The 13,276-nt window shown below is 70.4% G+C and carries 12 protein-coding genes; 6 read left to right on the top strand and 6 right to left on the bottom strand.

The features are described from left to right. Positions 1-361: 361 nt before the first annotated feature. Positions 362-1,171, top strand: a complete 810-nt coding sequence (locus WFJ36_RS08470) for a M57 family metalloprotease (protein ID WP_071327810.1) — start codon at positions 362-364, stop codon at positions 1,169-1,171. Between the two features lie 82 nt (positions 1,172-1,253). On the opposite strand, the gene WFJ36_RS08465 is transcribed toward WFJ36_RS08470, so the two are convergent. The 5 genes from WFJ36_RS08465 to WFJ36_RS08445 form a co-directional block, all read right to left on the bottom strand. Beyond that, a complete protein-coding gene (locus WFJ36_RS08465; RefSeq protein WP_071327811.1) occupies positions 1,254-2,249 on the bottom strand; it encodes a LacI family DNA-binding transcriptional regulator in 996 nt (331 codons plus the stop codon). Positions 2,250-2,377: 128 nt separating this feature from the next. Further along, entirely contained in the window at positions 2,378-3,808 is a 1,431-nt protein-coding gene (locus WFJ36_RS08460) for a GH1 family beta-glucosidase (RefSeq protein WP_336643115.1), read from the bottom strand. Between the two features lie 5 nt (positions 3,809-3,813). Next, positions 3,814-4,704, bottom strand: coding sequence for a carbohydrate ABC transporter permease (locus tag WFJ36_RS08455; protein WP_071327813.1), 891 nt, complete (start codon positions 4,702-4,704; stop codon positions 3,814-3,816). Further along, positions 4,701-5,741 (bottom strand): carbohydrate ABC transporter permease, encoded by a 1,041-nt coding sequence (locus tag WFJ36_RS08450; RefSeq protein ID WP_336643114.1) that lies wholly within the window; start codon positions 5,739-5,741, stop codon positions 4,701-4,703. The genes WFJ36_RS08455 and WFJ36_RS08450 overlap by 4 nt, the downstream gene beginning before the upstream one ends. Positions 5,742-5,817: 76 nt before the next feature. Next, positions 5,818-7,134 (bottom strand): ABC transporter substrate-binding protein, encoded by a 1,317-nt coding sequence (locus WFJ36_RS08445; protein ID WP_060922864.1) that lies wholly within the window; start codon positions 7,132-7,134, stop codon positions 5,818-5,820. Between the two features lie 154 nt (positions 7,135-7,288). On the opposite strand from WFJ36_RS08445, the gene WFJ36_RS08440 reads away from it, so the two are divergent. From WFJ36_RS08440 to purQ, 3 genes are all read left to right on the top strand, one after another. After that, a complete protein-coding gene (locus tag WFJ36_RS08440; RefSeq protein ID WP_292787932.1) occupies positions 7,289-7,819 on the top strand; it encodes an adenine phosphoribosyltransferase in 531 nt (176 codons plus the stop codon). 142 nt (positions 7,820-7,961) lie between these two features. Further along, complete coding sequence (gene purS / locus WFJ36_RS08435; protein ID WP_025103985.1) at positions 7,962-8,210, top strand: phosphoribosylformylglycinamidine synthase subunit PurS; 249 nt, start codon at positions 7,962-7,964, stop codon at positions 8,208-8,210. Beyond that, entirely contained in the window at positions 8,207-8,914 is a 708-nt protein-coding gene (gene purQ, locus WFJ36_RS08430) for a phosphoribosylformylglycinamidine synthase subunit PurQ (protein WP_071327817.1), read from the top strand. The genes purS and purQ overlap by 4 nt, the downstream gene beginning before the upstream one ends. A 97-nt stretch (positions 8,915-9,011) precedes the next feature. On the opposite strand, the gene WFJ36_RS08425 is transcribed toward purQ, so the two are convergent. After that, positions 9,012-10,268 carry a hypothetical protein gene (locus WFJ36_RS08425; protein WP_071327818.1) on the bottom strand — a complete coding sequence of 419 codons (1,257 nt, stop codon included), beginning with the start codon at positions 10,266-10,268 and terminating at the stop codon, positions 9,012-9,014. A 214-nt stretch (positions 10,269-10,482) separates the two neighbouring features. Between WFJ36_RS08425 and WFJ36_RS08420 the strand changes: the two genes are divergently transcribed. Together WFJ36_RS08420 and WFJ36_RS08415 are read left to right on the top strand one after the other, a co-directional pair. Further along, the gene (locus WFJ36_RS08420) at positions 10,483-11,379 is read left to right on the top strand and encodes an SDR family oxidoreductase (protein ID WP_060923499.1); all 897 of its coding nucleotides are present in this window, start codon (positions 10,483-10,485) and stop codon (positions 11,377-11,379) included. 180 nt (positions 11,380-11,559) lie between these two features. Further along, complete coding sequence (locus WFJ36_RS08415; protein ID WP_071327819.1) at positions 11,560-13,221, top strand: glycoside hydrolase family 13 protein; 1,662 nt, start codon at positions 11,560-11,562, stop codon at positions 13,219-13,221. Positions 13,222-13,276 lie beyond the last annotated feature (55 nt).

Raw genomic sequence — 13,276 nt, 5'->3', positions numbered from 1 at the left:
GGTTCGCCGCAGCGGGCCACGGGTGCGTCTTCTGCCGATGGAGGGGGTGGCGGAGACGCGTCCGTGGTCATCCTCGACCTCCGGCCTACGACGAGGGACCGACGACCAGGCCCGCCCGTCGACCGCCGGTGCCGACGTCCGACCGAACCGCGGCGGCACCTTCGGCGGCGACGGATTCGGCCGATTCCTGACCTGAGTGCAGAAAGCAGGCGACGGGCCGTGTCGCGCCTTGACCCCGTGGAAATTGCGCGGTTAGCGTGAGCGGGCTTCGGCCCCGCGGTGGCAGCGATGCTCACCGTTCCGGCCGGAGTCCGCTCGCTCACCGGGCGCGCGGCACCGCTCAGATCGAAGAGGATCTTCCATGCGATTCACCAGAAAACTCGCGCTCGCCGCCACCGCGGCGGTCGCGCTCAGCCTCAGCGCGGTCATCCCCGCCACGGCCGCGTCCCCCGACGACTCCGCGCCCTCGTACCAGGAGTTCGCGGCATCGACCTATCGGGACGTCGACGGCGCCTACGTCGTCAACGGCGATGAGGTCATCTCGAACAAGAAGGAGCTGCGCGCGTTCTACGACCGGCTGGTCGGCCCCGAGACCCTCAACGACGGCCTCATCGTGAACACGGTCAACAACATCGACGACAAGTGGTCGGCCTCGCAGGTGGCCAATCTCACCTACTGCGTGAGCACGAAGTTCGGCAGCCGGCACGCCGACGTCGTCCGGGCGATGCAGGGTGGGGCGGCACTCTGGGAGTCCGCGTCGTCGAAGGTCGACTTCCGCTACGTGAGCAGCGCCGACGCCAACTGCACCACGCGGAACAACGCCGTCGTCTTCTCCGTCGAACCCGTGGCCACGACGCAGTACATCGCCCGCGCGTTCTTCCCCAGCACGCCGGCCCGGCAGCAGAACGTCCTCATCGACGACTCGATCTGGAGCGCCGGAGCGTGGACGCCGACGAACGTGCTCGGCCATGAGCTCGGCCACGTGCTCGGCTTCCGCCACGAGCACACCCGCCCGGAGGCGGGCACCTGCTTCGAGGACAACAACTGGCGTCCGCTCACGCCGTACGACTCGTCGTCGATCATGCACTACCCGCAGTGCAACGGCAGCTCGGCCGATCTGTCGATGACCAGCGTCGACCGCAGCGGCGTCGTCTCGCTCTACGGGAACTGACGCTCTCGTCCCAGAGGTGCGTCACCCCCCGAGGCCCGGTCGTCCGCGATCGGGCCTCACCCGTGCCCGCCGTCGGAGCGGCTCAGGCGGATCCGCGGACGACGAGCTCCGTCGGCAGGATGGTGGTGCGCGGCGGGTCCTCCCCCGCGAGCCGGGAGAGGAGCACCTGGGTCATCGCCTCACCCTGGGCGTACATCGGCTGGCGCATCGTCGTCAGGGGCGGATCGGTGGTGAGAGCCACCGACGAGTCGTCGAACCCCACGAGCGCGATGTCCTCGGGCACCCGCACCCCGGCACCCCGCAGCGCCGTGAGCGCTCCGCGGGCCATGAGGTCGCTGGCGACGAAGATCGCGTCGGGCCGCCCTCCCGCGAGCAGGCGGCGGGCGGCGTCGGCCCCGCTCGCCTCGCTGTAGTCGCCTTCCTCCTCGGCGACGGGTGCCAGGCCGGCCGCGGTCAGCGCGGCGCGGAACCCCTGCACGCGGTCGGTCGACGACGGCATCGTGAGGGGTCCTGTGATCGTGGCGATGCGGGTGCGTCCGATGTCGACGAGGCGCTGCGTGGCCGCGCGCGCTCCGGCGACGTTGTCGACGTCGACCACGTAGTCGCCCTCGGCCCGGCGCACCGGACGGCCGCCGTAGACGACGGGGACGGCATCGGCGATTCGATCGACGAACGCGTCGCTCGTGTGGTGCGACACGATCAGCGCGCCGTCGACGCCGCCGTTGCGCACGAAGCTCGTCATCTTGTCGCCGGGGTCGTCGCTGGCGATCAGGAGGTTCAGCAGGTAGTCGGAGCTGCGGAGGGCGCCGGTGATCCCGGCCACGATCGCCGCGAAGAACGGGTCGCCGAAGAAGCGCGTCGTGTCCTCGGGGACGATGAGGGCGATCGCGTGCGTCTGCCGGGAGGCGAGCGAGCGCGCGGCGCGGTTCGGCACGTAATTGAGCTCGTCGATCGCGGCGCGCACGGCGGCGAGCGCTTCCGGGCTGACCGCTGTCGACCCGTTGACGACCCGCGACACGGTCGACCGGGACACGCCGGCGGCGGCCGCGACCTCCTCGATGGTCGCCCGAGGCGACATCACCGCATGCTCTCTTCCATCGCCCCATTCTCATCCACCCGGAGCCAGGCCGTGAAAATCCCCGCTTCGAATCGCCTGATTGGTCCCATCTCGGCCGCAGATGGAGCCATTCAGGCGATTCGAACGGGTCAGAGGGACCGGGCGGCGATGATGCGGGCGTACTCGCGGCCGGAGTCCTTGACCGTCCGCTCCTGGGTGTCGTAGTCCACGCGGACGATCCCGAAGCGCTTGTCGTACCCCCAGGCCCACTCGAAGTTGTCGAAGAGGGACCAGTAGAAGTAGCCGCGGACGTCCACGCCGCTGTCCCTGGCGTCCAGCACGGCGTCGAGGTGCGCGCGCAGGAACGCGGTGCGGTCGGCGTCGGGCACCCGGGTCTCCCCGTCCTCCACCACGACGGTGTCGTCGTAGGCCGCGCCGTTCTCGGTCACCGAGAGCACCACGCCCGCAGGCTCGGCGTACTCGGTCCAGAGCCGCTGCAGGAGTCGCGTGAGTCCCTCCGGCTGAACCTCCCACCCCTGGGCGGTCCGCGGCAGTCCGCGCTCGACCGCATGGATGCCCTCGTGCGAGGGATACGGGCTCCGCGTCACGTGCGCCGTCTCCGGGCCGCTGGACACCGCCGCGTCGTCGGGACCCGTGCCGGACACGAGGTCACCGTGGTAGTAGTTCACGCCCTGTGTGTCGATGCGCTGGGCGATGGTGTCGAGGTCGCCCTCGTGCACCGCCGCCTCGAACCGCGCCACGGCCTCGGGGTCCACCGCGCGGATGTCCTCCACGGTGTCTGCGGGGTAGGCGCCGCGGTAGATGGGGTCGAGGAACCACCGGTTGAACTGGCCGTCCAGCCGCCGGGCGGCATCGACATCCGCGGGGCTCTGCGGGTCGGCGGGGTCGGCCACCGTGTGGTTCAGCGTGATGCCCAGGTTGAGGGAGGCGTCGCGGCCGCGGAGCTCCCGCACCGTCGCACCATGCGCGAGCAGCAGGTGGTGTGAGGCCAGCAACCCCTCGGCGACGCTCGTGTGCCCTGGCGCGTGCTCGCCACCGGTGTAGGAGAGGAAGGACGAGCACCACGGCTCGTTGAGCGTCGTCCACACGTTCACGCGGTCGCCGAGGGCGTCGTGCATGGTGCCCGCGTACTCCAGGAAGCGGTCGACGGTGTCACGGTTCGTCCACCCACCGACCTCCTGCAGGGCCTGCGGCATGTCCCAGTGGTACAGCGTGAGCCAGGGCAGGATGTCGGCCGCGAGGAGCTCGTCGACGAGGCGGCTGTAGAAGTCGACCCCGGCCTGGTTGACCGCGCCGCCGTCGGGGCGCACCCGCGACCACGAGGTGGAGAAGCGGTAGGTCTGGAGTCCGAGCTCCTTCATCAGCGCCACGTCCTGCGGATACCGGTGGTAGTGGTCGCACGCCACATCCCCGTCGTCGCCGCCGACCACGGCCCCCGGCACCCGGCAGAACGCGTCCCAGATCGACGCCGTCCGTCCGTCCTCAAAGGCGGCGCCCTCGATCTGGTAGGCCGCGGTCGCCGCGCCGAAGAGGAAATCCGAGGGGAAGGCACGCGTCATAGGGGTCATCCTTTCACCGCGCCCGCCATGATGCCACTGACCAGCTGCCGCCCCGCGATCACGAAGAGCACGAGGAGCGGAAGGGTCGCGAGCACTGCGCCGGTGAGCACGATCGAGTAGTCGATGTAATAGCCGGACTGCAGCTGGCTGAGCGCCGTCTGCAGCGTCGGGTTCTGGGGGGAGAGCACGATCAGGGGCCAGAGGTAGTCGGTCCAGGCGGTCATGAACGTGAACAGTCCGAGGATCGCCATGGCCGGCCGCGCCGCGGGCACTCCGACGGTGAGGAAGGTGCGGAACTGGTTCGCGCCGTCGACCCTGGCCGCCTCGATGAGCTCGTCCGGGATCACGTCCACGAGGTACTGCCGCATGAAGAACACCCCGAACGCGGTGACGAGGGTCGGCACGATGACCGCACCGATCGTGCCGGTCCAGCCGAGTTCGCGCATCAGCATGAACAGCGGGATGATGCCGAGCTGCGTGGGGATGGCCATGGTCGCGATCACGAACACCATGAGGCCGTCCCGTCCGCGGAACCGCAGCTTCGCGAACGCGTAGCCGGCGAGGGTCGAGAACGTCACGACGGAGATCGTGATGATCGCCGAGATGAGGAACGAGTTGCCGAGCGCGAGCCAGAACGGGATCGCGTCGAACACCTTCGCCGCGTTCGCGAGGAAGTTGCCGCCGGGGATGAGGGGCAGGGTCTCACCGCGGGTCGCGTTGGTCCCGCTCGCGACGACGAACGACCACCACAGCGGGTAGGCGCCGCCGATGATGAAGGCGGCGAGGAGTCCGTAGGTGAGGAACCCGGGCCGGCTGCCGAGGCCGGCACTCCCGCTCGCGGCACCGCGCCGGCGGCGGATGCGCTCCGGCACGCTGAGGGCCTGGGTGGCGGTCATCGCGCCTCCTCCTTCCCGGTCGGGCGGATGCGGCGTCGGGCCGCGCGGGTCTTCGGGGCGTCTCCCGTGGCGATGCGCCGGGAGAGGAGGAAGTTGATCAGGCCGATGGCGACGATGAGCAGGAAGAGCAGGATCGCGACGGCCGACGCCTCACCCAGGTTCCGGCGGAAGAACGCCAGCTCCCAGAGGAACAGCACGGTGGTCTGGAACTGCCGGTCGCTGCCGCCGATGCCGCCCGCGGTGGAGACGTCGAACAGCCGCGGTTCGGCGAAGATCTGCAGGCCGCCGATGGTCGCCGTGATGATGACGAAGATCAGCGTGGGACGGATGGTGGGGATCGTGATGGCGAAGAACCGCCGCACCGCTCCGGCACCGTCGAGCGCGGCCGATTCGTAGAGGTCGCGCGGCACGGCCTGCATCGCGGCAAGGAGGATGAGGGCGTTGTAGCCGGTCCAGCGGAAGTTCACCATGACGGCGATCGCGATGTGCGACAGGACCGTGTCGTGCTTCCACTGCTGATCGGCGATGCCGACGAGGTTGAGGAGGTTGTTGGCCAGTCCGTCCGCTTCGTTGAAGATGCTGGAGAAGATGATCGCCACGGCCACCGGCGTGACCACGAACGGGATGAGGACGCTCATCCGCCAGAACGTCGGCGTCCGCAGTCCGCGGTCCAGCAGGTACGCGATCACCAGGGCGACGGCGAGCTGCGGGATGGCGGAGAGCAGGAAGATGCTCAGCGTGTTCCGGATGGAGTTCCAGAACATGACGTCGCCGAGGATCGCCGCGAAGTTGCCGAAGCCGACGAACGGCCCCTCGCCCTTCAGCAGATCCCACTCGTGCAGCGCGACCCACACCGTGTACAGGAGGGGAAAGAGGCCGATGAGCCCGAAGAGGAGGAAGAACGGGGAGATGTAGAAATACGGCGAGGCGCGGTGGTCGAAACGGGAGACGCGGGTGCGCCAGGAGCGTCGCGGCGGCGCGTCGGTCGCGGCGGGGGCAGCGGCCTGCGGCTCCGCCGGCGGGGCGGTGAGGGTCATGGGCGTGTCCTTAGCCGGGCTTCGACAGGCTCAGCCACCCACTCTCTGGGTCGCTGAGCCTGTCGAAGCGAGATCATCAGCCGACGAGGTCGTTCAGGAGGCCGATCGCCTGGTCCCAGGCGCCCTGCGTGTCGGTCTCGCCACGGTCGAGCGCGCTCAGCGCCGGGCCGAACACGTTCTCCTGGATCACCGAGTCATCGGCGCCCTTGAACTGCGCGACGACGCCCTTGGCACGCTCGGCGAGGATGGCACCGGTCGGCGCGTCGTTGAAGAACTCGTTGGGCGTGGCCTCCTCGGCGAGGGACTCCTGTGCCTTGATGGTCGAGGGGAAGTTGCCCGCGGCGGCGGACTGCTTCACCTGCTGCTCGGGCTGCGTCAGCCAGTCGGCCAGCTCTGCCGCGGCCTCCTTGTGCTCCGACGACTCGGGGATGGAGAGGAAGGCGCCGCCCCAGTTGGCCGCACCGCCGGGGAAGACGTCGGCGAAGTCCCAGCCCGTCGACGCGTCGCCGCCGCCGGCCTCGACCTGGCCCTGCACGACGCCGAGCATCCAGCCCGGGCAGACGAAGGTGGCGAAGGTGCCGTCGACGAACGACTTGCCGCCGTTCCAGTCCCATGCGGTCTGCGCCGCGGACTGGCCGCCCTCGGTCGCGGCTCCGAGGAGCTCGAAGCGCTCCTGGAGCTCGTCGTTGCCCTCGACGTTCAGCTCGCCGTCGGCGGTGTAGTAGCCCTCGTCGAGCTGGTTGACCATGGCGTTCCAGACGAAGCCGGAGTGGTCATACCACGCCTTGCCGGTCTTCGCCGTGTAGTCGGCGCCGACCTGGAAGTAGTTCTCCCAGTCGCCGTTGAGCAGCTCGGCGACGGACTCGCGGTCGCTGGGCAGGCCCGCGGCCTCGAACGCGGCGCCGTTGTAGCAGATGCCGCTCGGGCCGATGTCGGTGCCGTAGCCGATGACGCGGCCCTCGGCGTCGGTCGCCTGGCCGTACTTCCAGTCGACCCAGTCGTCCTTGCGATCCTCGATGCCGTAGTCGCGCAGGTCGACGAAGGTGTCCGAGACGTCCATGATGGCGCCGAGCCAGCCCTCCTCGATCGCGACGATGTCGCTGAGGCCGGAGCCGGCGGCGATCTTGGTGAAGGCGTCGGTGCGGGCGTTGCCGCCGGTGTCGATGTTGGTCGCCTCGATCGTCACGTTCGGATGCGCCTTCTCGTACTCCTTGTAGAGGTCGTCGTAGCCGAAGGTGCCGAAGGTGGTGACGGTCAGTGTGACCTTCTCGTCGGCGCTGGCGCCGGAGTCGCCGTCGCCGCCGGTGCTGCCGGAGCAGCCGGCCAGGGCGAGAGCGGAGACGGATGCCACGGCGGCTGTCGCCAGGATCCGGGTGCGGGCACGTGAGTTCACGGTTCACTCCTTTGTGGGTCGTGCGGGTGGTGGTGCGTGGGGGCCTGTGGGAGCGCTCCCACAAGGTTGTCGTGAACTCTATGGGAGCGCTCCCACGATGTCAAGAGAGCCGTCTCTGCAGGCCCCTCCCGCGCAACCGGCGTACCCTTGTCCGGTGCCCGAAGCCACGCTCTCCCCTGCCCTCACCCGCGCCGAATCCCTGATCCGCAGCATCCCGGACTACCCGGAGCCCGGCATCATCTTCCGCGACATCACGCCACTCCTCGCCGACGCCGAGGCCCTCCGCGTGACGACCGAGGCGATCATCGAGCCCTTCGCGGGGCAGTTCGACGTTGTGGCCGGCATCGAGGCGCGGGGCTTCATCCTCGCCGGGGCCGCCGCCATCGCCGCAGGGGTCGGGTTGATCCCGATCCGCAAGGCCGGCAAGCTTCCCCGCCCCGCCGCCGCCGTCGACTACGCCCTCGAGTACGGCACGGCGACCATCGAGATGCACGACGACCTGCCCGCGGGCTCCCGCGTCCTCCTCATCGACGACGTGCTCGCCACCGGAGGAACCCTGGCCGCCGGTCGCCAGCTCGTGGAGCGTCTCGGCAGCCACGTGGCCGGCATCTCGGTGCTCTTCGAGATCGACGGCCTCGGCGGCCGCGAGGCGATCGGCGACCTCCACACCGTCTTCCACTCCTGACCCTGAGACCCCGGGTTCCCGCCGACGCCCCGGCGTGGCGGCGCGCGCAGGACGGGGTGTGGGCGCGAGCCCGGGGTCTCAGCGGAGCATCGACGAGCGGTAGACTGAACCCGCCCGTCCGCCCGCGACTCTTGGAGCCGTCATGCCCACCATCGTCGTCGACGTCATGCCCAAGCCCGAACTGCTCGACCCGCAGGGGAAGGCCGTCTCCGGCGCCTTCGCCCGCCTGGGCGTCGAGGGCTTCACCGACGTCCGCATCGGCAAGCGCTTCGAGCTCACCGTCGAGGGCGAGGTCACCGACGAGGTCCTCGCCGAGGCCCGCCGCATCGCCGACGAGGTCCTGTCGAACGCCGTGATCGAGGACGTCGTGGGCGTCGAGGTGGCGGAGTGACCGTCCGCATCGGCGTCGTCACCTTCCCCGGCTCGCTGGACGACGTCGACGCGCAGCGCGCCGTCCGCATCGCCGGAGCCGAGCCGGTCGCCCTGTGGCACGGCTCGCACGACCTCGAGGGCGTCGACGCCCTCGTCCTCCCCGGCGGGTTCAGCTACGGCGACTACCTCCGCGCCGGAGCCATCGCCGCCCTCTCGCCCATCATGAGCGAGGTCAAGGACGCCGCCGCGAAGGGCATGCCCGTCCTCGGCATCTGCAACGGCTTCCAGATGCTCGTCGAGGCGCACCTGCTGCCCGGCGGACTCATCCGCAACAACCACCAGCACTTCGTGCGCCGCGACCAGAAGCTCACGGTCGAGAACTCCGACACCGCCTGGACCAACGCCTTCCGCACCGGCCAGGAGATCGTGATCCCGTTGAAGAACGCGGACGGCGGCTACATCGCCGACGAGCAGACGCTCGACCGCGTCGAGGGCGAGGGTCTCGTGGCGTTCCGCTACGCCGGCGTGAACCCGAACGGCTCGCTGCGCGACATCGCGGGGCTGACGAACGAGGCGGGCAACGTCGTGGGGCTCATGCCGCACCCCGAGCACGCCACGGAGCCCGGCTTCGGTCCGGACACCGCGGTCGCGATGCGCAGCGGCGTGGACGGCCTCGACTTCTTCACGAGCGCGATCGCCGCCGTCGCCCGCGTCGCCGCCTGACGCCTCCCTCGACCCACCCCTCTGCGCGCGTCCCACCCCGTTGCGGGCGCGCGGAAGGGGCCGGGTCGACCGCAAGAGGCCGGGTCGACAGGCGAGGTCAGGGCAGACGGAACGGGTTGTCACCCACGGCCGCGAGCAGGTACCAGGCCGTCGTGCCGGTGTGCAGGCTCGCGTAGTAGAGGTCGCCGAAGCCGGAGTCGAGTCCGTCGGTCGAGGTCGCCACGATCCCCTTGCCGTCGCCGTTCGGTGCGTCCCGCTGCACCAGGCGGATGTCGGCCAGCAACTCCTCCGCACGAGCCTGGTCGCCGGCGGCCGCACGGTCCTGCAGCGCCAGCGCGAGGTGTCCGCTGCCCTCGAACCAGACCTTGGACACGTCCGCGTCGCTGATCGACGGACCGCGGTACGGACCGTCCTGGGCCACGAGGTGCGCGAGCGTCCAGTCGACGGCCGAGCCGTATCGGGCGTCCCCGGTGCCGAGCAGGCTCCACGTCTGGGCGTCGAGCGGGACGGGACGGGTGTTGATCGTGCTGCCGTCGAGCAGCGTCCCGGTGTCCACGTGCCCGTCGGCGCTCTGCATCGCCGCGACGAATCCGGCCGCCACCGCCGCCCGCTCCGCCCACACCCCGTCGCCCGTGAGCTGGCCGAGCTGCGTGAAGAAGCCGGCGATGTCGCTGTTGTGCTCGGTGGACTTCCACTCCAGCGGCACCCCGGCATCGGTCTGCCCGCCGGTGTAGCCGAACGGCGCCCGCGTCATGTCGGCGGTGTTGTCCTGGATCCACTCCGCGATGCGCACCGCGCCGTCGAGGTAGGCCTTCTCGCCGGTGGCGTGGAAGAGGCGGGCGAGCGCCATGCCCACCCAGGCCTGGTTGCCGGTGAACGTGCCGGGTCCGGTGATCTCCATGCGCCCCTGCCGGATGCCGTGCGGCTCGTAGGACGTGCGGACGCGGCCGTCGCCGACGGGGTCGTTCTCCTGCACGAAGAGGAGGGTGTCGGCGACGGACCGGGCGCGACGCAGGTCGTCCGGCAGACCGCGGGCCGTGTAGGCGATCACGACGAGGGCGTCGTCGTACACGAAGGAGGGGGTGAAGTCCCACGACGGCGTGGTGAAGAACCCGCCCTGGTAGCTGCGCGGCAGGCAGCGGCCCTCACCGTCGCAGAACTCGTCGACCCGGGAGTCGAGGAACTCGTACGCGAGCGCCACCGAGGCGGCGGGGTCGTTCACCGGATCCGCCGGGGGCTGGGCACGGGCGCCGAACGCGTCCGACACGGCAGGGGCGGCGCCGGCGAGCACGGCACCGACGACGAGTGCGGCGACGACCGCCCAGGGCGCGGATCGGCGGGCGGAAGCGGACATCACGACCTCTCGACGACAGGACCCCCGGGGGATATGCCGCGAGCGACACGGGGGGATGCTCGCCACCTTGTCATGACAGGAGGCACCGGGGGAAGTGTCTTTCGGCCACATGCGCGTCTACCAAAGCGACCGGATGCGTGCAAGGCGTTTGCCGGACCCGGAGGGCGGCGCGCACGATGGTCCTCCCGTCCCCGACCTCCCGGAAAGGACACCCATGTCCCGCGACCAGTACACCTTCACCAACCCGGTCGAGCTCTACGCCGACATCCAGCCGCAGAAGCAGCACATGCGCGAGCCCGGTCTCGACGCCGACCTCACCCCGAAGGCCGACCTCGGCGAGGAGTCGTACCGCGGCACCGGACGGCTGACCGGCCGCAAGGCGCTCATCACCGGCGGCGACTCGGGCATCGGCGCGGCCACCGCGATCGCGTTCGCTCGCGAGGGCGCCGACGTCGCGATCTCCTACCTCCCGGAAGAGGAGGAGGACGCGAGCCGCATCGCCGGCATCCTCCGCGAGGCGGGAGCGACCGTCGCCACGATCCCCGGCGACCTGCGCGACCCGGAGTACTGCCGCACTCTGGTGGCGGAGGCCGTCGCGGCGCTCGGCGGACTCGACATCCTCGTCAACAACGGCGGCAAGCAGGTGTTCCAGGAGTCCCTCACCGATGTGACCGACGAGCAGTTCGACGACACCTTCAAGACCAACGTGTACGCGATGTTCTGGATCACGAAGGCCGCCCTCCCGCACCTCCCCGCCGGCTCGACGATCATCAACACGACCTCGATCCAGGCCTACTCGCCGTCCGACATCCTCGTCGACTACGCCTCGACGAAGTCGACCATCAACGCGTTCACGAAGGGCCTCGCCCAGCAGCTCGCGCCGAAGGGCATCCGCGTGAACGCCGTGGCTCCGGGACCGATCTGGACCCCGCTGCAGCCGAGCGACGGGCAGCCGCAGGAGAAGATCGCCCAGTTCGGCCAGGACACCCCGCTCGGCCGGATGGGTCAGCCAGCCGAGCTCGCTCCCGCCTACGTCTTCCTCGCCTCCCCGGAGTCGAGCTACGTGCTCGGCGAGACCCTGAACGTCAACGGCGGCATGCCCACGCCCTGACCTTCATCCCCTCATCCCCGTCGACCCACCCCCTTCTGCTCCTCCCGGCCCCTTACGGCCGTCCGCAAGGGGGTGGGTCGAACGGAAAGGGGTGGGTCGGCGGGAGGGGAGAGAGAGGGTGCCGAACCGTTTCGATACCTGTGGTGGCGGGACTGTAAGCGTTTGCAGTAGCCTGATCGCATGGCACAGCTCGAACAGATCGCAGCCCCCGGTTCCGAGTGGTGGCGCAGCGCCGTCATCTACCAGATCTACCCCCGCTCCTTCGCGGACGCGTCGGGCGACGGCATCGGCGACCTGCCGGGCATCACGAGCCGCCTCGATGCCCTGCAGGAGCTCGGCGTCGACGCGATCTGGCTCAGCCCCTTCATGACGAGCCCGCAGCGCGACGCCGGCTACGACGTGGCCGACTACCGCGACGTCGACCCGCTGTTCGGCACGCTCGCCGACTTCGACGCGATGCTGGAATCCGCGCACGCCCGCGGCATCCGGGTGATCGTCGACCTCGTCCCCAACCACTCCTCCGACCAGCACCCGTGGTTCCAGGAGGCGCTCAAGGCGGCGCCGGGCAGCCCGGAGCGCGCGCGCTACATCTTCCGCGACGGCCGCGGCGAGAACGGCGAGCTGCCTCCGAACAACTGGGAGTCGGTGTTCGGCGGCGGCATGTGGCAGCGCGTCACCGAGGCCGACGGCACCCCCGGCCAGTGGTACCTGCACATCTTCGACGCGACGCAGCCGGACTTCGACTGGAACAACGAGGAGGTGCAGGAGGAGTTCCGCTCGATCCTGCGCTTCTGGCTCGACCGCGGCGTCGACGGCTTCCGGGTCGACGTGGCCCACGGCATGATCAAGACCGAGGGCCTGCCCGACTACACGCCGCCGACGGACGCCGACTCCATGGGCGGCGGCGAGTCGAACGTGCCGTACTGGGGCCAGGACGGCGTGCACGAGATCTACCGGGACTGGCACAAGGTGCTCGCCGAGTACGACGGCGACCGCGCCCTGTGCGGCGAGGCCTGGATGCCGACGCTGAAGGAGACCGCGCTCTGGGTGCGTCCGGACGAGATGCATCAGACCTTCAACTTCCCCTACCTGATGACGGCGTGGGACGCGAAGGCGCTCGGCGACGTGATCCGCGAGTCGCTGGACGCGTTCGGCGCGGTCGGCGCCCCCAGCACCTGGGTGCTCTCCAACCACGACGTCGTCCGGCATGCCACGCGCCTCGCGCTCACGATCGACAACCCGCAGGGCGAGGGCATCGGCCCGAACACTCCGGACAAGCCCGACACCGCCATCGGCCTCGCCCGCGCCCGCGCGGCCACCACGCTGATGCTCGCGCTCCCGGGCTCGGCCTACCTGTACCAGGGCGAGGAGCTCGGGCTGCCCGAGGCCATGGAGATCCCGGACGAATACCGCCAGGACCCGACGTGGTTCCGCACGAACGGCGAGCGCTACGGCCGCGACGGCTGCCGCGTGCCGCTGCCGTGGGAGGCGGAGGCTCCCGCCTTCGGCTTCAACGACGCCGGCCTCTCCTGGCTCCCGCAGCCCGCGGACTGGGCGGCCTACGCCCGGGATGTCGAGGAGGTCGACCCGGCGTCGACCCTCGCCCTGTACAAGCGTCTGCTCGCCGGCCGTCGCGAGTTCGGATTCGGCACCGGGTCGCTGGTGTGGGAGGACGCCGGTCCCGATGCCGTCGCCTTCCGCCGCGGCGAGGTGCACGTGCTGGCGAACCTCGGCGCGGCTCCGCTCGACCTTCCGGAGGGCGCGGTCATCCTGCTCCGCAGCCAGCCGTTCGACGGCCCCGAGATCCCCGTCGACACCGCCGTCTGGTACACCAAGGCCTGACACCCGCTGCGCCCGTGGCGCGCTCCCCCGGGGCGTGCCACGGGCGTCTCCGATC

Source organism: Microbacterium sp. MMO-113 (assembly GCF_037148555.1).
Lineage (GTDB): Bacteria > Actinomycetota > Actinomycetes > Actinomycetales > Microbacteriaceae > Microbacterium.
Note: the sequence above shows the minus strand (reverse complement) of the source record. Positions and strands in the feature narration are given on the sequence as shown.